Source organism: Paenibacillus phyllosphaerae (assembly GCF_014192105.1).
In the GTDB taxonomy this organism is placed as follows: Bacteria; Bacillota; Bacilli; order Paenibacillales; family Paenibacillaceae; genus Paenibacillus_Z; species Paenibacillus_Z phyllosphaerae.
This window is the reverse complement of record NZ_JACHXK010000009.1, coordinates 1-24053: the sequence shown is the minus strand read 5'-3', so window position 1 is coordinate 24053 and position 24053 is coordinate 1. Positions and strand designations below refer to the sequence as shown.

The 24053-nt window shown below is 48.3% G+C and carries 15 protein-coding genes and 8 tRNA genes; all 23 read right to left on the bottom strand.

Annotated elements, in window-relative coordinates:
- Positions 1-4: 4 nt before the first annotated feature.
- Complete coding sequence (locus FHS18_RS34455; protein WP_183601649.1) at positions 5-1594, bottom strand: restriction endonuclease subunit S; 1590 nt, start codon at positions 1592-1594, stop codon at positions 5-7.
- Between the two features lie 98 nt (positions 1595-1692).
- On the bottom strand, positions 1693-3306 hold the full coding sequence (locus FHS18_RS18860; protein ID WP_183601648.1) for a Tn7-like element transposition protein TnsE: 1614 nt from the start codon (positions 3304-3306) through the stop codon (positions 1693-1695).
- Positions 3294-5060: a TnsD family Tn7-like transposition protein gene (locus FHS18_RS35430; RefSeq protein ID WP_183601647.1), complete on the bottom strand. Its 1767-nt coding sequence runs from the start codon at positions 5058-5060 to the stop codon at positions 3294-3296. Before FHS18_RS35430 ends, FHS18_RS18860 begins: the two co-directional genes overlap by 13 nt.
- A 15-nt stretch (positions 5061-5075) precedes the next feature.
- Entirely contained in the window at positions 5076-6761 is a 1686-nt protein-coding gene (locus tag FHS18_RS18850; RefSeq protein ID WP_246427780.1) for an ATP-binding protein, read from the bottom strand.
- On the bottom strand, positions 6742-8940 hold the full coding sequence (locus FHS18_RS18845) for a Mu transposase C-terminal domain-containing protein (RefSeq protein ID WP_343060577.1): 2199 nt from the start codon (positions 8938-8940) through the stop codon (positions 6742-6744). The genes FHS18_RS18850 and FHS18_RS18845 overlap by 20 nt, the downstream gene beginning before the upstream one ends.
- A 5-nt stretch (positions 8941-8945) precedes the next feature.
- Positions 8946-9773 carry a TnsA endonuclease C-terminal domain-containing protein gene (locus FHS18_RS18840; protein ID WP_183601646.1) on the bottom strand — a complete coding sequence of 276 codons (828 nt, stop codon included), beginning with the start codon at positions 9771-9773 and terminating at the stop codon, positions 8946-8948.
- A 410-nt stretch (positions 9774-10183) separates the two neighbouring features.
- Positions 10184-10531, bottom strand: a complete 348-nt coding sequence (locus FHS18_RS18835) for a helix-turn-helix domain-containing protein (protein ID WP_183601645.1) — start codon at positions 10529-10531, stop codon at positions 10184-10186.
- A gap of 224 nt (positions 10532-10755) precedes the next feature.
- On the bottom strand, positions 10756-12588 hold the full coding sequence (glmS, locus tag FHS18_RS18830; protein WP_183601644.1) for a glutamine--fructose-6-phosphate transaminase (isomerizing): 1833 nt from the start codon (positions 12586-12588) through the stop codon (positions 10756-10758).
- Between the two features lie 902 nt (positions 12589-13490).
- Positions 13491-14837, bottom strand: coding sequence for a phosphoglucosamine mutase (gene glmM, locus FHS18_RS18825; RefSeq protein WP_183601643.1), 1347 nt, complete (start codon positions 14835-14837; stop codon positions 13491-13493).
- An 89-nt stretch (positions 14838-14926) separates the two neighbouring features.
- Positions 14927-16393, bottom strand: a complete 1467-nt coding sequence (locus FHS18_RS18820; protein WP_183601642.1) for a CdaR family protein — start codon at positions 16391-16393, stop codon at positions 14927-14929.
- A complete protein-coding gene (gene cdaA, locus FHS18_RS18815) occupies positions 16386-17228 on the bottom strand; it encodes a diadenylate cyclase CdaA (protein ID WP_183601641.1) in 843 nt (280 codons plus the stop codon). The genes FHS18_RS18820 and cdaA overlap by 8 nt, the downstream gene beginning before the upstream one ends.
- A gap of 134 nt (positions 17229-17362) precedes the next feature.
- Positions 17363-17989 carry a zf-HC2 domain-containing protein gene (locus FHS18_RS18810; RefSeq protein ID WP_183601640.1) on the bottom strand — a complete coding sequence of 209 codons (627 nt, stop codon included), beginning with the start codon at positions 17987-17989 and terminating at the stop codon, positions 17363-17365.
- A gap of 127 nt (positions 17990-18116) precedes the next feature.
- The gene (gene sigW, locus FHS18_RS18805) at positions 18117-18683 is read right to left on the bottom strand and encodes an RNA polymerase sigma factor SigW (protein ID WP_183601639.1); all 567 of its coding nucleotides are present in this window, start codon (positions 18681-18683) and stop codon (positions 18117-18119) included.
- A 289-nt stretch (positions 18684-18972) separates the two neighbouring features.
- Positions 18973-21768: a phosphoenolpyruvate carboxylase gene (ppc, locus tag FHS18_RS18800; protein ID WP_183601638.1), complete on the bottom strand. Its 2796-nt coding sequence runs from the start codon at positions 21766-21768 to the stop codon at positions 18973-18975.
- 275 nt (positions 21769-22043) lie between these two features.
- Positions 22044-22117: transfer RNA gene (locus tag FHS18_RS18795), tRNA-Gly, on the bottom strand.
- 7 nt (positions 22118-22124) lie between these two features.
- A tRNA-Pro gene (locus tag FHS18_RS18790) sits at positions 22125-22201 on the bottom strand.
- A gap of 7 nt (positions 22202-22208) precedes the next feature.
- A tRNA-Arg gene (locus FHS18_RS18785) sits at positions 22209-22285 on the bottom strand.
- Between the two features lie 6 nt (positions 22286-22291).
- Positions 22292-22366, bottom strand: a tRNA-Gly gene (locus tag FHS18_RS18780).
- A 131-nt stretch (positions 22367-22497) separates the two neighbouring features.
- A complete protein-coding gene (locus tag FHS18_RS18775) occupies positions 22498-23349 on the bottom strand; it encodes an ATP-binding cassette domain-containing protein (RefSeq protein WP_183601837.1) in 852 nt (283 codons plus the stop codon).
- Between the two features lie 352 nt (positions 23350-23701).
- Positions 23702-23781: transfer RNA gene (locus tag FHS18_RS18770), tRNA-Leu, on the bottom strand.
- A gap of 16 nt (positions 23782-23797) precedes the next feature.
- Positions 23798-23870, bottom strand: a tRNA-Lys gene (locus FHS18_RS18765).
- A gap of 8 nt (positions 23871-23878) precedes the next feature.
- A tRNA-Gln gene (locus FHS18_RS18760) sits at positions 23879-23953 on the bottom strand.
- Positions 23954-23960: 7 nt separating this feature from the next.
- Positions 23961-24036 (bottom strand) — tRNA-Val (locus FHS18_RS18755).
- Between the last annotated feature and the right edge of the window lie 17 nt (positions 24037-24053).

Genomic DNA, 24053 nt, shown 5'->3' with positions numbered 1-24053 from the left:
CTCCTCAATATAAATCACTGTAAATTTGGTTCTTCACTTGTTCCCACCGAGTAGTCGCCTCTCGAACCACGGTGTTATATCGTTCTTCCTCTTGTATATATCGGTTAATCCGTTCTAACTGTTGATCTTGTGAGAGGACAGGAATCTCGATCTCCGCGACATCAGCAGGATTCAAATTCATTACTGTTGTACCTCGCTGAAAGCTTTGAATAAGTGCAGACCCTGTGGGGCTTTCTAAGAATATCTTCGCATACTGACTAAGGATCGTTGATTTGAAACGAATAACGATTATGTTTGCCGAGGCAATAACCGTTTCATTGGTCTCAGGAAACACAGCCAACTTTGTAACGGTTCCTCGACAGGTCATTACAAGGTCATCAGGTAAAATCTCGTATCGCTTAATTTTCCGTTCCGCTTCGTCAATTGTTTCTAGCCGGTCCAGAACCACTTTACCATCTTCTATATTAGAGATGTTAAGTACCTTTATCGTTCCTGGCTTTAAATCTTGCTTGAGAATCGACTTGCCACGAAAGATCTCCGCCACATCTCTTAGCTTCACTTTAGGGATTACAACTTGCTGGAATGAGCGAATCACATCTTGATCTTCATCAATCAGCATTTCGATTCGCCAATCTTCAAACGTTCGAAATTGATCGGAATACACTGTTATCTCTTTCTCTGTGACTAGCTTCGTGTTCTCAACCTTTGAACGTCCCAGAAGAACTTCTTTACCTATTGAGTTACTAAACTCCACTTGGTATGTCTTTATGGAGGTATAGGGACGGAACAAGCCATCCGGAAGCAAACAAATCGATTTTACTGGTAGCCAATCATTAATCTGTTTACGCCAGTTTGCGATAGCACCAGATTGAAACATCATGCGAGCAGGGAAGGTGGCGCTTATTGTTCCTCCCTCTTGCAAAAGTGGGACGAGATTGTTAATTGCAGCGCCTTCGGCATCTCGAATCGTTGTATCATCTTCATCGGTCATTTTCATTCCGAAGTTTGGAATCGCTAATACCGCTTCATACTTTTCTTGCAGAGGCAGCGGCTGATAAATGGAGCCTTGAATGACGGTTACATTGGATGAAGAGTCGAAGTACGTCTTCAATAACCTGCCAACGATGTAGCTCTCTGTTAAAAGGGTTATAGAGAAAGGCTCCAAAAAGAATTTTGTCTCAATTAACCCTTTAAGGTACTTCTCGACCTCGGTAATGAGGAGGGACTTGTAGTTACTGCGTTTACACATATCCACGAACCGTTCTACAATTCCGGGATAAACAATGATTCCACCGGTAACTCGATCTTGCTGCAAGGTCTGCAATGCGTATTCCAGCAAGTCTAAGTCTTTGCCTGCATGATATAATTTATAAAATAAATCCCGGTCTCCAGGGAAATGGCCCAGTTCACGCTCACCTACGCGTTCCTTCATCCATCGAAATAATTCTTCAGGATCTAGTGTCAGATCCTCATTCGATGGATTACTTTGTTCTAATATCTGCTTCGTACGGATAACCCGAACTGCTTCACGAAGAAGCTGATCCCTGGTGCCAATATCATGAAGTAGGCAGATATTCCAGAACGTTTCAATCAATTCATCACCCTCTTTTCAGTGCTAGCTCACGAGCAAATCATACCACATTAAAATTAAGTATTACAATACTAAAAAACGAACTGCGATTTATCAGTCCGTTAATGGATCAATTTATTTGCAATCCTATACGCCCAATCTCGTGCACTATCACTTTGGTAATGCTTCACTTTGTCGATTTTGACCTGGCTACGTAGGTTTAAGACAGATTGATCCCAATGGCCATTTTTCTCAACTAGTCCCTCAAGTAGAAATTTAATATCCCGCTCGATACTTTTCATCGTTGCTTGTTGAGTTGGCTCAAGGATTAAGGTCGAAATCGACCAATTATCCGGCCTGGCAACTTCGACGATATACTTTGTAACAACCGTATTTGTAACCTGAACGATAGCACATGTCCTGCGCGATCCATTAGGACAAATTGAGAAGCGCTTGCCCGTAGGAACACGTAATACCGACATACGGATCCCAACTGCAAATTCTTGTTTTAAAAGTTGAATCATACTAAAGAAGTCTTCAAGTCCGAATGCCTGAGTTGACGGGATCGTCTCTAAACTTTGAAAGTCGATTGGTGGTGTGTCACCTCCAACCATTGAGTCTTGTGTACTTACTTCCTTTAGCGTCCCTAAGTTCTTTCCGCCTCTGCCTGAGATAACAATTACATCTTTCCCCTTATTGGAATGCTGAACATTCTCACTCCGAGTATTAACAACCGGATAATTATTGAACTGCATGACGGTAAGAGGGGCTTCCAGAATATCTTGATTTACGTCTTCTTTGGAATTCTCACTTTCATCATTCAAAATATAATTTTCACTAGTGGGTTTCGAAACAATTCGAACTTGCCTATCTCCATAGGCGCTCTCACGATGTTTCTTTGAAGGATGCCAGAAGAGGATTTCGCTAGCCGGATGGTTGAAGCCGCTGACTCCTATAATCTCCTTGACCAAAACATGATCCATAAATCTCTCGCCTCTAACATGTAATTCAAGTGGCCCTAGATCAGGGAGTTCAATATTCAGCGGCAACCCTTTTTTCAGTCTAGTACTAGGGTTTACCGGTGAATCCTTTATAGCCTGACTGAACATCGAGTTATACACCGAATCCCACATTGAGCGTACTCTGGAGTCGGTATAAATCCATGACAAATGACGTGCGTTTGTATCAGTTGCATGCTTTGCGGGAACACGACTGGTTAGATCGAAATGAAGAGTTTTTCCCCTAAGATCACTTTTCTCCACCAATAACTCCAGACCGTGAGGCTGGAGTAGATAATAAGCCAGATACTTAGAGTTGATAAAAAGCGCTCGAACGAATTCAATGAGCGGAATACAGATTGTTAAGCCTTCTGATTGAAACTGTATAATCCTTTGTAAGCCAAGCTCAGGATTTTTGCCAAAATCAATTAATCGTTTAGGTAATCTAAATCCATTTGTTATTACGCCCTGGTTCAAGTTGTTTATCGTGACCTTAAGGACATCTCCGCTTAGCGCCTTAATCGGATCACTTATACCGTTTGAATAAATTTGCCCTAGGCGTAAAGTTGGAATTGTTCCCCACGGAAATGAAATAACCTTTATTTCTCCCGTAGGAGTTCGAAAAGCTACACGGATACGCCAATTCTCCCTATAATCCATGTAGGGTGAACCAAACCAGAATAATTCAATATCCTGATTATCAGGGAACGGCCATCCTTGTAGAGCTAGTGAAGCCATGTTTGAATCACCTCAGTAGACGCATGCTGATAATTTATTGTGTTACGACTAAGACAACGATCGATCTCCTCTGAAACCTCCTTGCTATACCCTGGCCTCAGTCCTGCCTTTCGGATCAACTTCCATCGCCTTATAGGCCATTCACCACTCAATCGTTCCGCGGCCCAACGCACTCTACGAATCTGAAACTGTGAGACCGACTCCAAGTATTGCTCCAAAATTGACATCGTAATGGGGAGTTTCCGCTTGTACTTCTCTAGCAGGCTCAGTCTTCCGATTCTCTTGCCAATTGCTGCTCTCGTGATTCTGATCGGTTTAGAGGCATCGTCGGAATTCATTCCTTTACACACTTCCTCCACTTGCCAACTTAATTCGATATCTCGCTTTTCCCAGTCAACTCGCGGTTTACTCGATGTCCTTACTCGGGAATCAAGACGAGATTTAATTTCCTTTTTGGGGATAGCTGGCTCAATCCGATCATGAATCTCCGTCTTGGAATACTTGATGATTGTATTTGTATCTACGTCAAGCAACGCTGCTATTTTACGGAATGATAGACCTTGACTCAGATACTCTTGCAGCTTTGAAGCCCAAATAGATCCGTACGATTTGATTCTGCCCCTATATAACCGATCTTCCTCGGACCGATCCGGACCACGCCTTGAATACGCAAAACCACACTCACACCTAAATGTACCTACAGGCCGTCCTGTATCCGTACATCTGGTAATGGAACAAGATTTAATTACAGACTTCCTATAATGGTCCACGGTTCTGTTTAGGCAGGGCCATGGTCCTTTACCAAAGGGAGCATAGGTATTGCCCCAATGACTCATAAACTCTTGAAATGAACCGTATAAAAAACGAAAGAGAAGCAACTGACGTAGTGGATGGATGGCACGCCGCGCAGCCCTTGTGGCAAAGGTCAGCCAACTCCAGTCATTGCGATCGGGCAGACTATCTAGCATCTTTAAGATTTCATGTCCGTAGTAGCAGGTAAATTGCTCTTGTAACTGATGCTGTCGAATACGTTGTCCTGCCGTTACATAACCTAGCTCCGCCAACCTTGGCAGAAGTATAGGTTTGCTATCATAGAGTACAGGCACTTCTGCTAAATGAAGGAGCGATTGGAGGTCACAAGCAATATCGGAAAGACGGCAAAATACTTTATCCGGTAAACCAGTAATAACTGGAACTGAATGAAACATTACTCGCTTAATCGGCAATACCGTCAGCCCGTGTCGCTCGGAGAGCGGATAAGTAATTTGCTCTAAAACTTTACGGTGTTTGGGACAAACTAGACAGCCAGATAACTGGTGTACCCGATGCCAATACGGTTCACCATACTGATTAATGTCTTCATCAAAACAAGAAGGACAGAAATGCAAATGCCGGTTAGTCTCCAGTGTGCTAGCGGTAATACCAACAAGAGCATGGATGCCCGAACCATCGGAACTCTTCATCAACTTCCTTAATCGTTGAGTTCGAGCCTCCGGTAAGAATGGAGCATAGAAGGGGAATAGGGTGTGCTTTTCTATCCAATGATCTGTTGATTTCCCTTGTACCATGCATCTTTTAGCAAACTCTCCAAGATGACTTGGAAGGTCAATTGTCGGTATGACGTTGTCTGTACCGAAAACTTCCTTAAGCGTCCATTTCGCACTCGTATTATTCGACCTAAGATGGTATCGAGTTGTAACACTGTACAAGAGCTCATCAGGGTATGGAGTCGGAAGTGCACACCATTCATTCATATACTCTAATCACCTTTATCCTAGAAACTCCACTGGACTTTTTATATAACCAGCGGCTTTCAATGAATCGTAAGCCGTCATCTTTTTCTTCTTCCCCTGGGTCACAATTAATCGTAAGTCGTTTGGTTCAGTTGGCATTGTTTTGGGCTTCTTTGTGCTGCTGCGTGGTTGAGTCAAATTACTCTTAGGGCCAGATGATTTTTGCAGGGCTAGTCTAAGCGCTTCCTTGTGAATGTCTATCTTGTCCAGCTCATGAAGGTGAATTTTAGTTACCTCTCTGGCAGCATCTGATGCAATATCCTGATTAATACCCGCGTCAATCAACCATGCACTGAGTTCACTTACAGTCTGTTCGGTAACATCATAGCCAAGCTCTGATCGAATCACTTCTAGCCGCTCAGCCTGCCTTTGTTCAGCTTCTATCCGTTCTAAGTAGTCGTCTATTGAGACACTGTCATATATATCAGCGAACTTCTGAATCTGCTTCTTTTTACCGGAGCGCAGCGCTTCCAAAGCTGGGCGTATCAGAGTAAAGCGATCCCTTGCAACAGAACGAATAAGCTCGGGTGTAATATGTTCAATTTCTTTATCTAGGGCTCTCCATTGCGTTAACATGAACAGCTTAATTGCTATATCGGAGATTCCTTGAGATTCATCGTACATAACGTCAATGAATTCCTGATCCAGCTCAACCTTTTTGTCTGTCCATTGGTACTTCCACAGGCCCTGTAGCAACCAATCCCATTCCTCATCCTTCTTAAAATGATGCCATGTTGCATCACCTTGACCGCTATTACGCCGCGCATTACGAAATTCTCCATTTAGTGCAGGAAGGGCTTTATAGGTGCCAACAAGAACAACCGGTAAACCAATTGTATTAACGAGCTGTACAAAGAAATTGAGCATCTGAGCCGCCCGATCATCTTTGGCTTCCTGTAGATTCTGGATTTCATCAATAACAAGCACTCCAAGACAATGTACAGCGGCAGCTTGAGCCATTAAAGGCAAGAGTTCGTCGGGACTTTTGGTCACATTTTTCTTATAGTATTTAGTCCCCACCAAGCTATCTACGGCCAAGAGGAAGTTTAGACATAACCCTCTAATGGAGCCATCATGAGGACAATCCATCTTCAGCCAAACAATTTGATAGGGTGCAGGCATATCTTGACCTTTATATTTCCGATGAAGAATGACTTGCGGGTACATCTGAAGAATGCGTAGTAAACTGCTTGACTTCCCGATTCCAGATATGCCCACCAAAGCGAATCCAGCTGATGTTGGGGTGTTCACCGGATACCCGTTTGTATTGCCTTGCATAATGAGCTCGTATGCGTCTCTACGGGCTCTGAAGGCATAGTTAGGCGTAAGAGGATTACGACCTACATAGCCATCTCTAATGAGTCGAGAGATGCTTTGTTGAAGCTCAAGGTGTCTTGATAATGGTCTGAAGAAGTCCCGGGATATTCGCTGAACACAATGTAATCGAAGATGAACAGGTAACTCACGTTCGGATTCATGAAAGATCGGCTTGGAAGCTAGCCTTCTTACAACAGTCTTGTCGTCCCATATGGGCGGTAACGCCTCCAAAAGAGGATTATTCCGATAATCCTCAAGTAACGGATCTCGATATTCCGCTTCTACAAACTCACCACGGCTAAAGTGAAATAACGGAACATCAAACTCACTCATCATCATCACCATCTTCAAGCAAATAAGCTTTAATTTTGGACAGCTTGTCGGCGGGCGGTATATAGGTTTGTTTCGTCTCAGGCTTACCGTCACGTTTCAAAGGAACAACATTACTAGTAGGACTGTCGGGCGATGTAACCTGTTCTGACAACTTAAAAACCTCTTGCTCGCGATTTATCAGCTTCTCGTTAGAACGGCGTTGCCTTGTGCCTTTGATACGCTGATTACTGCTTTCCTGGCTTTGTTGAATAGCTTCCTCAGTCTTCTTGGCAGCTGCATCGACAATTGCCTTCGTGTGCGCATCGAGTTCAATCTTTGACAACATATTATTTGATCCCTGATGCCGTCCTTGATACCGCTCGATTTCAAGCAGATCTTCCACTTCCTCAATCCTCTTATTACGGTACCGCTCTTCTCGTTCGAGAAGCATGCACGTCTCAAATTGTCGACCCTCATCTAACCATAAATAGATTTCATTAGTCGAACGTGGATCGTAACAGACTTTGACCCGCCATGTTTTATTAGCCCGAGCTATCACAAACCATTGTTCACGCATTGCCAACTCACAGCCATAATGCATGCCCTTAAATTGAATACCAGCAGCTGTAACAGTAGCTTCACCTTGATACATCAAATTCAGCTTCACGATGTTCTCTGGTTGTTTCTTAAGTCTTCCATTCCGGTTGATGATACCCCAATGCCATAAATCCCTAGGAACAGGTGCAACTTCATCTGCCACCATAAATTCATTCCGGTCATACCACAGCATGTGATGATGATTGTTATGATAAAGAACATTCCGAATCATGATCTGAGTAAACTCTTTAAGTGTCAGCTTAGCGTCCAACCGATAATCTCGTTGCCCACGTTCTCTATAACGTTCTTTAATAGCCCCTGGAATGAATTGAATGCTCCGTAGATTTACAAGTCTAAACTGCTGCTCAACAATACCTTTCCAATCGGCCCGATAAGGTGGAGCATTCTCCACATCGACACCAAGCACATCGATAAGTTGGCTTGGTTTCTCACCTTCAAGTTCACCACGATCCGCAGTCAGCTTTTGTGGCAAGTGACTGCTGACCCATTCCTCTGGTTCAATATCGATCCCGTATTGTGCGCAGAATTGCACCTTATCCATTGTCGTGTTGGCCAATGCCATCATTGCGCCTATCCAGCTTGGACCTTCCAGCCCTATATAGATTCCGGCTATATAACGGCTGAAGACATCGATAACGATATAAATAATGGGACGTCCAATGATCCATTCCCGCCGGTATTCGCTAACCAAATAAACATCCGCTACAGTAGCGTCAATCTGAAATCTTGACCCTGGCCCAAAACTTTCGTAGGTGGAGCTACCCAGAATGGGACGATAGTCTAAGGCAAAACGCTTCTCCCCATGACGACTTTTAAGCGTATCCTCTAGATCCATCTCCTTCTTGAACCAGTACCTGTACTGTCCGAAACTCGGTAACTTGTCGGTGGGAGGTAGGATTGGAATTATAGCTTGTCCTTCTTGACGAAATCCTGTTGTGAAGAACTTCTCAAGTGTTTTCTGGTAAGCATGCTTGAGCGGCGACTTGTTCTTATTGTTGTAGAACAAACGAATTCCCGAACGTAGTAGTTGCTTCGTCTCCTCATCGATGTTAATGCCCAAGGATTCTTCCTCGAACTTTCTAGGGCGACCGCGCTTCGCCTCCCCAGGCATTCGATCATTCCCGTAGCTGCCGCAATTATTGTAGTGGGGGAGAAGGGCATTCTTCATCTTCCCACCTTGCCAGTACCTGCGTAAGTAACGGTAAATTGTACTCTTATGTAGCCCTGTACGTTCTTGTGCCTCACGAACTCGTGAACCCCTAAAGGATTTATCGAAACATCCCGGCTCATCCAGAACAATACCTTTGATTGCATCCCAAGATTTTTCACGTAGATTGAGATATTCTTCATCAAGTTCTCGGTCTAATAATGGGATATTGCCATTGACCCACTCGACAACCCTGCATAAATTGGATTCTAAGCCTGCTATATATTCGGAGTGGGTTTTCATTAAAGGGAATGCTTTGTCGTCTTCCATAGCAATACTAATGGCTACATCGTTACTAGGTGAAACCCACAAGATTCGTTCAATTTGCCGTTTCTCAGTATCTGATGTAAACCATTCGATCACCGTGTTTTCTACGATATTATGCACATTAATCACCCATCCTTGGCTTCAAGTCTGTATTCAGAAATCGCAACTTTGAAATCTACGGCTGGAAGAGACGGGATAATTCTTTCATTCATATCTACAATCCATTTTTTTCGCGCAATAAAATGCCGAAACAATGCGAGAGAAGTTCCTGCTTCTAGCCCTAACTTTTGATCGCATGCTAAACAAGCGCTCGATATTTTCTCTCCGTCCTGCAAACGAACAGAAAGTAATTGTTCTACGTTGCGGACCGTAAATGTGCTGAGCTCAGAAACATCCTCATTATGGTACTCCTTATGCACCCACTCGATGTTTCTAACCATTACGTCCGGTATATCCTTATCGATAATAATTCCCCAGTCAAGATGATGCGTTTCCCAGTAAACTCGCTCAATTTCAAACTTTGCGATTGTGCGTTCATTTTCCAGTTCATTGAATGGCTTAACTGTTCGAGCATAGTCTCTATCATTGCAGGTGATAAGGAAATCCGTTGTCATTACGATTGGTACCCCCGTTCTAGGATCACGAGGGTGTTCAATACCTATCTGTTCCGCGATCATTAATGTTTCTTCTAACGGCAACAGCGGAAACTGTTCTCGAATATCCGTAACCTCATCTGCATAGTCCAGAAGATAAAAATAATCACGTTCTATATCCGAAAGAAGCTCGTGTCTTCGGCCTGTAGTCCAGCCTAATCCACGAGTTGCTCTACCTTCGGATGGAACGTCCTGAATCTTAAGCCAAGGAAGATATTCTCTCCCTGTGCCTTGGCCTCTTCCTTCCTTAATCATTCTTTCGATTTTCGCTTCGGTTAGCTGCCGTTTTCTCTTTGCCATTGATACACCTCAGTTGTTAGTAGGCTTATCCGAATGAAGATTTCCTCCTGTATCAGTATCTTTCTCGGCCTGTAGCTGTTTACGTAAAGCAGCTAATCTCTGAAACTCCACATAATATGAATTGAGTGTTACCTGATCTACAGGGATGTGGTCTACACGAATACACACTACAGTGGTGCTATCCTGTAAGATTACTTCAACTCTATCGTTCTCTAGGCGTCTCACCGACACAGGCCATCCGCCAATATACTCCGCATGCTTATACCACTGCTGTCTTAACGCAAGAGAACATGAATAGATTTTACCCTCGAACCATATTCCGTTAGAAGTTACGATCCCAATCTCAAACTTATCCAAAGCAACACCCCCGTATTTCGGTGATGTTACCATAATTACACTTTTCGGATATTTTAATCCGTATTCGGATATTTATTTTTCCTTAGTTTGATATGTATGATTTCAAGCAATTCTTCTTTTTCTCTAGGTGGGAGAGACCGAATGCTGTCGAGTAATTTTAACTCCTCGTTGGTTATTGTGGTTTGAGTAGAGGAGGAATCAGTACCTTCCTCATCAAGCAGCCAATTCAAATCACAATTAAATTTGATTCTTAGTGCAGAGATCGTCTCGCATGAAGGAAGACACACGCCCCGTTCAATATCGCTTAACGTTCCCTGTGAGACCCCAACTCTTAATGCAAACTCCTTCTGGTTTAGATCATTCGATTTTCGAATAAATCTGACTTTTTCGCCTAGATTCAACCTGTATCAGCTCCAGAATAGAAAAATACCCCGTAATTACTCGCATAATTACGGGGTTACGGGGTTTAGCTCATGATGTCTATTTATCCATGATGTGCCGAACTCCCAGCAGTCTAATACTTTATTTTCTCAGTCTACAACTTTATTTTCACAGTCTAATACTTTATTTTTCAGTCTAATACTTTATTTTCACTGAACACAGATCAGAGCAACCTAAGTCACATTTATTCAACCGTAACCGATTTGGCGAGGTTACGCGGTTTATCGACATCGTTGCCGCGTGCCAGCGACGCGTAGTACGAGATCAGCTGAAGCGGAATGACCGACAGCGTCGGCGACAGCAGCTGCAGCGTCTTCGGAATAACGAACAGCTCGTCGACGGATTTGCCGACTTCCTCTTCCATGCCGGCGTTGACGACGCCAAGGACATGCGCGCCGCGCGCTTTCACTTCCTTGATGTTGCTGAGTGTTTTCTCATACAGATCTTTCTGCGTAATGACCGCAATGACCGGAATGCCATCCTCGATCAGCGCCAGCGTGCCATGCTTCAGCTCGCCTGCCGCATACGCCTCGGAGTGGATGTACGAGATTTCCTTCAGCTTCAGCGAGCCTTCTTGCGCGACTGCAAAGTCGACGCCGCGGCCGATGAAGAAGAGGTTATTGTGCGTCGAGATCGAGTCCGCCACTTGCTTCAGCACCGGCGCTTGCTCGATAATCGCTTCGACTTGTTCCGGCAGCTTATGCATCGCCTCGAGTACTTCCGCAACGAACGCTTCGTCACGTGTGCCGAGCACTTGAGCCAAGTACAGACCGAACAGGTTGAACGCGATCAGCTGCGAAGTATATGCCTTCGTCGAAGCAACCGCAATCTCCGGACCTGCTTGTGTGATGATGACGTCATCTGCTTCACGGGCAACCGAGCTGCCTACAACGTTCGTAATCGCAAGTACGCGTGCGCCATTGCGTTTTGCCTCGCGGAGCGCAGCCAGCGTATCTGCCGTCTCGCCCGATTGGCTGACGACGATTACGAGCGTATCAGGCGTAATGATCGGCGAGCGGTAACGATACTCGGATGCTACATCCGTCTCTACCGGGATGCGCGCCAAGCCTTCAATGACCGTTTTGCCGACAAGACCGGCATGGAATGCCGTACCGCAAGCAACAATATGCACTTTGCGGATGCCGCGGATTTGCTCTGCCGTCATACCGATTTCTTTCAGGACGACACTGCGGCCATCTTCCGATACGCGGCCCATCATCGTGTCGCGATAAGCTTTAGGCTGCTCGTAGATTTCCTTCAGCATAAAGTGGTCGAATCCGGCTTTTTCTGCGGTTACCAGATCCCAATCGACATGGAATATTTCCTTGGAAATAACTTCGCCTTCAATCGTCATCAACTCGACAGCGTTCGTTGTCAGAACGGCCATCTCGCCGTCGTTCAGAATGTACACGTCGCGTGTATATTCCAGAATCGCCGGGATGTCCGAACCGATGAAGTTCTCGCCTTTGCCGACGCCGATAACGAGCGGGCTTGCAAAACGTACCGCAACGAGGCGATCCGGCTCATATTCCGTCAGTACGCCCAGAGCATAAGCACCGCGCATATGCTTCACGGCGCGCTGAACCGCTTGAACGATATCTCCGTCATATTCTTCCGCGATCAGGTGCGAAATAACCTCCGTGTCCGTCTCCGATACGAAGTGGCGGCCTTTCGCGATGAGCTCTTCCTTCAGTTCTAGGTAGTTCTCGATAATACCGTTATGAACAACAGAGAACTTGTGCGAGTTGTCCGTGTGTGGGTGCGAGTTTGCATCCGACGGCTTGCCGTGCGTCGCCCAGCGTGTATGGCCGATACCGACGGAGCCATGGAGCGGATCTCCCTCAAGTTTGCCTTCCAGGTTAGCCAGACGGCCAATGGATTTGCGAACCTCAAGACCTTCTTGAGTGAACACTGCAATACCAGCCGAGTCATAACCGCGGTATTCCAGTTTTTTCAGTCCCTCGATCAAAATATCCTGCGATTCACGATTACCGATATATCCTACGATTCCACACATGTGTACAGACCTCCGTATAAGGGGATGATGCCCGCTTCTACGAAGCCGTCCGTGCCTCGCGGCGTGAATAGCGTTATGAGGTTATCTAACGTTAACAATGATGACTGTTCTCGCAAGTAACCGTTGTGCTAAGCGCCGCGACTTCTCAAGACGGCCTCGTAAGCAAACGGGATAGTAATAAGCAATTAAACAAATGCCGCCGGTTCGGCAACATCATTCGACATTCGTTAGGCATAAATAATTAATAACGTATAACTTCTCTGGCTTCCCCTCAGTAAGCTCCTCACGGACTCACACCGCGCAGGATTCGCTTTGGGAATAGCATTTGCAATCCGATTCCGTTAAATCCAAACGTGCAATCGCGCATACTCAAACACGAGCCTCCGATGCCGGCCTGAGCTGCTAATGAATGATGAAGCATTCCTGCTGAATTCTTGTGCGACTGGTCGCCCCGTCGTTTTCGAAGATCAGCTTACGGTCTGAATGCAGTACCGGGAGGTCCCCGCCGAACATTTCGAACACCTCCACCTCGTCAGCTTGCCGGTGCTACATCCTCATTGCTGAAGATGAACACCTCCGCGCAAGCTCTGGCGCTTATGACACTCGCAACCTCTTCCCTCTCTTTCCTTCCAGAATACATAACCTATCATATTCATTTTACCCCCGAGGCGCAACCGTTAATTTTCACAATTATTTTCAAACCTTGTCTTAAGGGAACAAGGTGAAACGGCTGAAGACGTCTTTGATGGCGTAGCGCGTTTCATTCCTGAGAAATAGAAGATGAACTATATGCGTGCAACTTATACGTTCTTCTATTTCAAGCAAAAGGCCCCGAAAGCTGCCACTAGCTATGGCTAACCTCGAGGCCATTACACTTCATTACGCTATCCCATCATTACCGCTTAAGCGCCGCCAAGCTCAGCGCGCACCGTATGGGCAATGCTTTCGACATAAGCTTCAACCTGCTCTTTGTCCGGGCCTTCCGCCATGACGCGAATGAGCGATTCCGTCCCCGATGGACGAACCAGCACGCGGCCGTTGTCCCCGAGTTCCTGCTCGACCTTTGCGATCGCTGCCGCAATCGCAGGGTTATCCTTATATTGGCTCTTATCCGCAACGCGCACGTTAACGAGCTTCTGCGGGTATTTGCGCATCAGCGTCTTGATCTCGCCAAGCTTGCGGCCTGCGCCGACCAGCGTGTTGACCAATTGGAGCGCCGTAAGGATGCCATCGCCTGTCGTGTTGTAATCGAGGAAAATCACATGGCCGGACTGCTCGCCGCCCAGATTAAATCCGCCGCGGCGCATCTCTTCCATGACGTAACGGTCGCCCACCGCCGTCTGTGCCGTCTTAAGCCCCAGACGCTCCGTCGCTTTGAAGAAGCCGATATTGGCCATAACCGTCGTCACGATCGTATCATGGTTCAGCTTGCCTTCCCGCTTCATCGCCTCGCCGCAAATGCACAGAATAAAGTCGCCGTCGACCTCATCGCCATTCTCGTCAATCGCAATGAGACGATCCGCGTCACCGTCGAAGGACAATCCCAGATCCGCGCCATGCTTTAGCACTTCCTCGCGCAGATATTCCGGATGCGTAGATCCGACGCCATCGTTAATGTTGAGGCCGTTCGGTTCCGCGCCGACCGTAATCACTTCTGCGCCTAGCTCGCGGAATACGGAAGGAGCCAGCGAATAGGCGGAGCCATTCGCGCAGTCCAGCACGATTTTGAGACCTGCAAAGGAATGCGTTACCGTCGTCTTCAGGAAGTCCAGATAGAGACGCTGCGCATGCTCTTCCGTCGTCACTGAACCGATCTCGCCGCCTTCCGGACGAGGCAGTTCGTCGACCTCGGCATCCATCAGACGCTCGATCTCGTTCTCCGTCTCATCCGACAGTTTGAACCCGTCGCCGCCGAAAAATTTAATGCCGTTATCTTCGACCGGATTATGCGAAGCCGAGATCATGACGCCTGCATCGGCGCCTAGAATGCGCGTCAAATAAGCAACCGCCGGTGTCGATACGACGCCAAGACGAATGACGCTCGCCCCGATAGAGAGCAGTCCAGCCGTCAGCGAAGCTTCCAGCATTGGGCCGGAAATTCGCGTATCGAGTCCGATAACGACCTTCGGTTTGTCCGCTTGTCCCGCCAGTACATAACCGCCGCAGCGGCCGATTTTATAAGCAAGCTCTGGCGTCAATTCACGGTTGGCTACGCCCCGAACGCCGTCAGTTCCAAAATATTTCCCCATTATTTAGTCCAATCCCTTCGCCAAGTATCATGGTGTGTACTTCTGATGTTTATTCCGATAGCATACGACTGTATTCGTCAAATGTCACGTTATTCGGCAGGATCCTCTTCATTAATGACCGGATCTCCGCCGCTATCGGTACTGTTTGCTTCATTGGTTGCATTCGTATTGCCGCCGGTTGTCGGCTCCGCCCCGTTCGTACTTCCCGCCTCCGGTTCATTCGTCGTTCCGCTGGCGGGTTCATTCGTCGCCGCATCCGTCTGATTGTCGGATGTATTGTTCGAAGCGCCGCCTGCCGCGGCATTATCCTCTTTGTTAGCCGCGCTGCCGGTTGCCGTCGATCCATCCGTAATGACTACTGTCGCGCTAATCCCGCCGGTTGCCAACGACACAAACCGCGGCAGCGCCGCCTTTAACTGCACGACATGCGTGCCGGCCCCAAGTTCGGTCAGATCCGCGATCAGCTGAGCATCCTGCGCATCGACATCGGCTAGCATGTTCGAGGCCCCCGACACCGTCAGATTCACAGTGCCTGCTGCAGGCACGGAGATTTTCGCTTGCAGGCCGGAAGCTAATCCGCTAAGCGTAACCGGTACTTGAGGCAGCACTTTCGTCGCAGCCGCGGAGTAGGTCACATCCACCGTAATCTCTGCCGGTTCGACCGCTGCAATCCCCTCAATCAGCGGAACGGCAACCGTCATGGCGCCAGACTGCTTCTGCTTCGACAGATCCGCTACCACACCGTCATAGCTGCTCAGCTTATCCAGCTCTTCCTGCAGGCCGTAGACCGTGACTTGCTGCACGGTAGGCGTTACTAATGCTACAGCCAATCCTTCCGGCGCATTCCCCGTATAATCGACGTGCAGCGGCAGTACCTTCGAAGGCATGGACACCGGTATTTGAACTTCAACTGTGCTAGGCTGCACGACCGCTTCCTTTAGCTCTTCCCCGGCTTCATTCAGCACGATGATTTTGGCTTTGTTCTCCGTGAAATCGTCATCTGCATCCTGAATGGAGATAACCGCTCCGACAAAACCGACTTCATCCATCCGATCCTCCGGCAACGTCACCGCTACCTCGCCTGGCGTTACGACCGGCACACCGGAATTGTAGCCGTCCGTCACCGTCCCGTCGGTCTTCAACTGGACCGTAAAGTTCTTCGTGACCATCGGTTCGAGCAACACGGAAACATTCCGCGGCGAATAATCCAACAATTCGACCGTATCCGGTTTATCGATCGTCACCGGCAGCTCATGCAGCCCTTGTCCGATCCCCGTTACATCAACTGTCGCCTTATATTCCTTCGCCGCCTTGAATAAGTCGCCGCTTGTGCCCTGCACCTTGATCTTTACGATCGTCGGTTCGACCGAGCGCAGCGCGTACTGGGTATCTAGCCCGGTTACCTCAACATTCAGTTCATACTCTTCCGTCTCCGTTAATGTCGCTACCGTATTTGGCGAACGTTCGGCGTCGAAATGGACAACCGCAAACAGAAGGATGCCGATGACGAGTGAAATAATCTTGATCGCCGTCGGATGGCTCAGCCACTTATCCATTCTGGTTGCCCCCTTTCCATTTGCGCCAGAAAGGAGTCTTGCTTGCGCCAGCCTGCTTCTCCTTCATGTTCGGGTTCAGCTCTTCGAACAACTTCGAGATCAGCGACTCTTCTTTAATATCGCGAACAATCATGCCGCCGACTGCCAGCGACACTTGCCCGGTCTCCTCCGAGACGATGACCGAGACCGCGTCGCATACTTCCGTCACGCCGATCGCGGCCCTATGCCGTGTTCCGAGCTCCTTGCTGATGAACGGATTCTCCGACAAAGGCAAATAACAGCCTGCCGCCATGATCTGGTTCCCCCGAACGATGACCGCTCCATCATGCAGCGGCGTATTCGGAATAAACAGGTTAATGAGCAGCTCGGAGCTGATCAGCGATTCCATCTGGATGCCGGACTCGATGTAATCATTTAGCCCCGTGTCCCTTTCGAACACGATAAGCGCGCCGATTTTGCGCTTCGACATGTAGTTCACGGACTTAATGATTTCCGTGATCCGGTCGTTCACGTCCTTCTCCACGACAGAGGTACGGCTGAACAGTTTGCCCCGTCCAAGCTGCTCGAGCGCCCGGCGAAGTTCGGGTTGGAAAATAATAAGCACCGTCACGACGCCGAACGTGAACATCTGGTTCATAAGCCACTTGAGCGTGTATAAGTTGAACCAGGTGCTGAACGCCCATGTCCCGACAAGCACGAAGATGCCCTTCAGCAGCTGGACGGCCTTCGTGCCGCGAACGAGCAGAATCAGTTTATAAATAATGTAACTGACGATCGCGACGTCAATAATATCCTTAATCCATTCATTCCATGTTAAATCGGCAAAATAGTCCATGCGTCAACCCCCAACGACCGATTGCACAGGTTCTTCGATCCCAAAGTAGATTCTCAACTTTATTTTCTTCTAGAGACGGGGTTGTAAATCCTTTAATTTTACAAAAAAACCTCCCCGCGAAGGGAGGAGCCAGTCTAGTAGGCCAAATCACTGATCGATTTGGTCACTTTGTACCAGAACCAATCGAGCGCCTGGTCGATTGTCTTCACTTGTCCGGCTATATGTGCGGTGGACGCTTGATACAGCGATCCATCAATGACAGTAACATTCCCGTCGACTTCCCCGAGTACATTCGCTTTGCCGTTCTCGATCGTCAGATCGCCTTTAATATGCGCGTTTTCCGGCACAGTAACCGTATCGCCTTCAATGACGACCTGGGCCAAGTCTACGCCGCTGACCGACAGCTGGTTATCCTGCTCCCACATGGCGGCAAAACTTGCGAACATGACGAATGCGAAGACGGCAGCAACCGCAACGGCCGGATGTCTCCGTATCCATGTCGTAAAGCTGTTGGCTCTGCTCCGTTTGGCCGGAAGCTGGGCCATAATCCGATCCGTCAGTTGTGCGGATTGCCTCGCATCGATTGCCGCTGTTGTGCCCACGAACCCGAAAGCCATCGCCTCGGTCTGCTGAAGCTGTTCGAATCGAGCTCGGCAGGTTGGGCAAGCAATGAGGTGCGTCTTCAGTTGCGCCACATCATCGCGGGGCATATCGCCGTCCAAATAATCGTGCATCCATACGATGGCGACGTTGCAATTCATAGCAGCCATTCCTTTCTTGGTCTTAGATGAAGCTCGCAGCTAGGGGCAGTTTCATACGAACAAGTCATCGACTTGCTTGTATACGATACGTGCCTTTGCCGCATTAGTTTCGTTTTTATCAAACACGCTATAGCTTATGCTCAAGCTTCTTCCGGAGAAACTCCCGTCCCCGGTGGACACGCGTTTTTATCGTTGTAACGGGCATATCGAGAACATCGCCAATCTCCTGTAGCGACATATCCTGCAAATAACGAAGCACCATTACCGACTTATATTTGGCCGGCAACGTCTCAATCGCCTGATGGATGATCCGCTGCGTCTCGGACATCAGCGTCTCGCTCTCAGGCGTAATATTATCGCTTGGAATCATCGAATAGCCGTCTAGTCCTTCATGATCATTCGATTCGGCATCCAGCGAATAGGTCGGCTTGCGCTTGCGCAGCCGGTCGATGCACAGATTGGTTGCAATGCGATAGATCCACGTCGAGAATTTCATCGTATCATCGTAACGCTCCAAATTCTTGTACACCCTAAGGAACGTATCCTGTACGACGTCCTCCGCTTCCTGGCGGTTATACAGCATCCGGTAAGCCATATGATACAACTTGTCTTGATACAGACTGACGATCTCGGCAAACGCACTTTGATCGCCCTTTAGCGCCATGCGCGCAAGACGCGCCTCCAATGATTTCACCGTTTCTCCTCCAAACCCGCTGTCGGCTTTCGTTGCCCTGGCAGGCGACAGCTTGGCAATGCGGCATTCAATTACTATTTACGCATTAGCAGCTGCTTCTACATGTCCTTCTCACTAAGCGTTAATCATCTTATTGTACACTAATTCTTCTGTCTGGGAAAAATGGTAAATCATCTAGCCTTAAAAAGCAACACGACAGCATGTTTCCCGCTCCAAATCAAAAAGGCCGGAACCCCGAACAGACCGTGCTGTCCGGGTCCCAGCCCTTATTCAAAATCTTCTTAAAGAATTAGCCAGTGTTCCGAAGCCCTGCTGCAATTCCGTTAATGGTAAGCAGCACTTCACGGAGAAGCTCCGGATCGTCTTCGCCGCGGTTTCTCAGCTCACGCAGCTCCGTCAGCAGCTGCACTTGCATGTAGCTGAGCGGATCGACGTAAGGGTTACGCAGTCGGATCGATTCCTGGATGACAGGCACATTATCCAGAATATCGGCTTGGCCGGTAATCTCGAGAATGAGTGAAGACGTCTTCGCGTATTCTTCTTGCACGAGATTGAAGATCCGATCACGGATTTCTTCATTCGCAATCATGCCCGCGTACTCTTTGGCGATATTCAAATCGGCTTTGGCCAGCGCCATCTGCAGATTATCGATAAGCGAAGTGAAGAACGGGAACTTCGCGTACATCGTACGCAGCGTATCGAGCTTCGCCGAATCGCCTTGCACATACCCGTCAAGGGCAGTACCTGCAGCGTACCATGCCGGCAGCAAGTAACGGCTTTGCGTCCAAGCGAATACCCACGGAATCGCCCGCAGATCTTCGAACCGGTCGCTGTTTTTCCGCTTGGAAGGACGGGAACCGATATTCAGCTCGCCAACTTCCGGTAGCGGCGTCGACTCCTTGAAGAACGTCATAAAGTCCGGATCACGGAAGATAAGATCCTGGTACTTCGTCTGCGCTGATTCCGAAATCCCCTTGGCAATCTCATCCCATTCCGCTACAGCTTCCTGCTCTTGCTCCGGGTATTTCGCCAGACGAGCCGCTGTAATAAGCGCCCATGTCGCCTGCTCCAAGCTGCGGTAGGCAATGCCCTGCATCGAGTAGCGCGAGGACAACACTTCGCCTTGCTCGGTAATCTTGATGCCCCCGCCAATCGTATGCGGAGGCTGTGCAAGAATACTGCGGTTGAGCGGCATACCGCCGCGTCCGAGCGCGCCGCCGCGTCCGTGGAAGAACTTCAGTTTCACATCGGATTTCTTCGCCGAAAGCGTAATAGCATTAAGCGCTACGCGCAGCTCCCAGTTCGCTGTTACCGCGCCGCCGTCTTTATTGCTATCCGAATAGCCGAGCATGATCTCATGCAGATTGCCTCTTGCTTCCACCGCTTGACGATAAACCGGAAGGTTGAACAACTGCTCCATGATGGCTGGTGCGGCATGCAAATCGTCGATCGTCTCGAACAAAGGAACCGACTGAATCGAAGAGCGAACTTTGCCGCCTGCTTCAATCCGGAACAATCCTACTTCTTTCGCGAATACCATAACCTCGAGCATATCGCTTGCGCCTTGCGTCATGCTGATCAAGTAGCTTGTGATACAGCCTTGACCGAATTCCTGCTGCGCGCGATAGATCGTCTGGTACACATCCAGACATTCGCGTGTTGATTCCGAATATTCAAAATGCGGGCTCGTCAGCGGGCGAGGATCTTTCAGCAAGCTGTACAGCAGCTCGACCTTCTCTTCCTCGGACAAGGAAGCATAATCGTCAGTAATGCTCATATATTTCAAAATTTCAGACATTGCATTTTCATGTTCTTTGCTATGCTGACGAACATCAAGTGCTGCAAGATAGAAACCAAACAGCTCTACCTGACGTATCAGTTTACGTATGTGCGTATCCGCCACGTAATTCGCATAGTGATGACGAAGGCTCCGGTCAATGATGAGCAGATCTTCCTTCAGTTCATCCGGGTTGTTGTAACGCTGATTCGTCTCATTGTTCAGCGTGTTGGCAATCTTCTCGAGCATATATCCGATCTTAATCCGATACGGCTCGGTATCATTGCGCCAAATATCCACGCAGCGAAGCTCGATTTCTTCACGTTCGCGCTTAATGGACTGTACAAGCTCATCCGAAACTTCGACGAGGTTCGTGCTGAAGCTGAGCAGTTCCATCAGATTCTTGAGCAATTCTTCATACTTACGAAGCGCAAGGCCGCGATGCAGTACAAGCGTCTCCCAAGTTACTTTGGCCGTAACGGAAGGGTTACCGTCACGGTCGCCGCCGATCCACGATCCGAAACGCAGATACGTTGGCACATGCCAGTTCTCGCCCGGATAGTATTTCGCCAGGCAGCGCTCCAGTTCTTCGTATACGTTCGGCAACACTTCAAACAATGTCTCGTCGAAGAAATACATACCGTTGCGCACTTCATCGATGACTGTCGGCTTACGGCCGCGCAGTTCGTCGGTCTGCCACAACGTCAGCACTTCATTCATCAGCTTGTCGCGCAGCTTCTCGCGTTCACGATACGTGAGCGTCGGGTTGTCGAGTTCCATCATGTCGCGTGCAATACGCTGATGGATATCGAGGACCACTCTGCGGGAAGCTTCCGTCGGGTGGGCCGTCATGACCAGCTCAAGCGAAATGCCCTCGAGCATCGACTTCACGTCTTCCACCGGAATGCCTTGCTCTTTGAGCACTTGAATCGCGCTCTCGATCGAGCCTGGCTGTACCGTCTCGCCTGCGGAACGCTCATAATCGCGTTTGCGGCGGACACGGTGGTTCTGTTCAGCGATATTCACCAATTGGAAGTAAATCGCGAAGGCGCGAATCACTTGGTGGCGAATCTCCGGGTTCAATTCACTAATGACCTGCTTAAATTCTGCAAAGAGCTCAGGGATAAATTCCGCGCGCAGCGTCTTGCTCATCTCGCGGATTCGTTCGACGATATCGAGTAATTCACGCCCGCCTTGATGCACGAGCACATCACCTAAAATGTTCCCCAAAAAACGAACGTCGCGGCGCAAAAGGTTGTTCGATTGCGGCCGACTCGCCGTTAATGTTGATGAGGCCTGTTCCGACATTGATGATCCTCCTCAGGATTTGCCTTGGCAGTGCCATTCAATAAGTTCGTACGAAGGCATCCACGTCAAGCAATCCACTTCGTTTGCATTAGCAGGGATGTCCCAGCAGTCAATTTTCACTTTCTCCATCATACTACAAAATAATGGTCCGTTGAAGCTTTTTTGACCAAACCTACCCGATAAGTTTACATCAGAAGGCATCCTTTGGAAGTATTGCTGAATGTTATTAAACAACAAAAAAAGCCTTGAAAACTCAAGGCTTTGTCTTATTATTATGGAGCGGGTGATGGGAATCGAACCCACGCTATCAGCTTGGAAGGCTGAAGTTCTACCATTGAACTACACCCGCAAAATGATGGTCGGGATGACACGATTTGAACATGCGACCCCCTGGTCCCAAACCAGGTGCTCTACCAAGCTGAGCTACATCCCGATATAAATGGCGCGCCCTAAGAGATTCGAACTCCTGACCTTTTGATTCGTAGTCAAACGCTCTATCCAGCTGAGCTAAGGGCGCGTATTATGGAGCGGAAGACGGGAATCGAACCCGCGACCCTCGCCTTGGCAAGGCGATGCTCTACCGCTGAGCCACTTCCGCAAGCATCACTACACAAGGCAGCGACAAGAAGTAATATATCACTATTCCCTATCTAATGCAAGTAACATTACTGATTTCGCTAATAAAAAATGCTGTACCTGACGAACAGGCACAGCACTGGATAATAGGAATTAGTTTCCTACAGCCGCCATCATTGGCACAGGTTCCTGAGCTACGCTTGGCGATTTCGCCGCAGGACCGCCTACCAAAGAGTAAGGCAAGCAAAGCGGGACGCCCGTACGCGGATCTGGAATGATATCAGCTTCAATACTGAACACTTCACGAAGAATGTCTGGCGTCATGACTTCTTCTGGCGAGCCCTCGCCGGCAACTCTACCCTTCTTAATAGCAATCATATGATGTGCATACCGGGAAGCATGATTGAGATCGTGCACAACCATAACAATCGTACGGTTAGCCGTTAGATTAAGCTCCCTAAGCAGCTCGAGCACTTCAAGCTGATGGGCCATATCCAAGAACGTCGTAGGTTCATCCAAGAACAAGATATCCGTCTGCTGAGCCAAAGCCATTGCGATCCAAGCACGCTGACGCTGGCCGCCAGAGAGTTGATCGATTGGTCGATCCGTGAACTCTTCCATTCGTGTCGCTTCGATCGCCCATTTAATAATGGCACGGTCATCACGGTTCAGAGAGCCGAATCCCTTCTGATAAGGGAATCGCCCGTAAGAGACGAGCTCTGATACGGTAAGTCCGTCAGGAGCGGTCGGGTTCTGCGGCAAGATAGCCAACTGCTTGGCAACCTCGCGCGTGGACTGCTTATGAATCGATTGTCCATCAAGCAATACAGATCCGGCAGAAGGGGACATAATACGTGCCATCGTCTTCAGAATTGTAGATTTACCCGATCCGTTCGCACCTACAAGAGCGGTAATCTTCCCCTGAGGAATCGCAATATTAAGGTCCTCTACAATTAGACGTTCTTCATATCCGATGTTCAAGCCTGACGTCGTTAAACGAATCACAGTCATCTCATCTCCCTCTTCTACATCCGCATATAGGCAATCTATATCCGTTAGCTTAAGCTGAACGGTTCAACGAAGACTTGTGAAGACAAGTCCCGAAAATGATAATTATTCTCACTAATATTCATGATAACGATTCTCACTGTATCCGTCAATGATTATCTTCCTTATTTATCAGGATCCAGACCGTTTTCATCCACTTCATGTGGATAGTTAAATGAATACCTCTGCTTCAAACGTTATACACAAGTGGATAACGTTAACGTTAGTTGGCCGGATCGGCTTGAACCTTGAGTTAAAAGGAAAACAAAAAGACTCTTGCGATTAACAAGAGTCTTTTGTCAAATCAGTATGCGCGTAGAGGGACTTGAACCCCCACGGTCGCCCGCCAGATCCTAAGTCTGGTGCGTCTGCCAATTCCGCCATACGCGCGAAGCATTTGAAGAAGTGAGCCATGTAGGACTCGAACCTACGACACCCTGATTAAAAGTCAGGTGCTCTACCAACTGAGCTAATGGCTCAAAATAAATGGCTGGGGATCAAGGATTCGAACCTTGGCATGACGGAGTCAAAGTCCGTTGCCTTACCGCTTGGCTAATCCCCAACAACTATGGTGGAGGCTGACGGGATCGAACCGCCGACCCTCTGCTTGTAAGGCAGATGCTCTCCCAGCTGAGCTAAGCCTCCATATGGTGACCCGTAGG

What these genes read in the sequence shown, in the direction of transcription:
- FHS18_RS18860 (WP_183601648.1), bottom strand. Translation starts at nt 3,306, where the DNA reads ATGGCTTCACTAGCTCTACAAGGATGGCCGTTCCCTGATAATCAGGAT.
- FHS18_RS35430 (WP_183601647.1), bottom strand. Translation starts at nt 5,060, where the DNA reads ATGAATGAATGGTGTGCACTTCCGACTCCATACCCTGATGAGCTCTTG.
- FHS18_RS18820 (WP_183601642.1), bottom strand. Translation starts at nt 16,393, where the DNA reads ATGGATAAGTGGCTGAGCCATCCGACGGCGATCAAGATTATTTCACTC.
- glmS (WP_183601644.1), bottom strand. Translation starts at nt 12,588, where the DNA reads ATGTGTGGAATCGTAGGATATATCGGTAATCGTGAATCGCAGGATATT.
- glmM (WP_183601643.1), bottom strand. Translation starts at nt 14,837, where the DNA reads ATGGGGAAATATTTTGGAACTGACGGCGTTCGGGGCGTAGCCAACCGT.
- cdaA (WP_183601641.1), bottom strand. Translation starts at nt 17,228, where the DNA reads ATGGACTATTTTGCCGATTTAACATGGAATGAATGGATTAAGGATATT.
- FHS18_RS18810 (WP_183601640.1), bottom strand. Translation starts at nt 17,989, where the DNA reads ATGAATTGCAACGTCGCCATCGTATGGATGCACGATTATTTGGACGGC.
- FHS18_RS18850 (WP_246427780.1), bottom strand. Translation starts at nt 6,761, where the DNA reads ATGGTGATGATGATGAGTGAGTTTGATGTTCCGTTATTTCACTTTAGC.
- ppc (WP_183601638.1), bottom strand. Translation starts at nt 21,768, where the DNA reads ATGTCGGAACAGGCCTCATCAACATTAACGGCGAGTCGGCCGCAATCG.
- FHS18_RS18840 (WP_183601646.1), bottom strand. Translation starts at nt 9,773, where the DNA reads ATGGCAAAGAGAAAACGGCAGCTAACCGAAGCGAAAATCGAAAGAATG.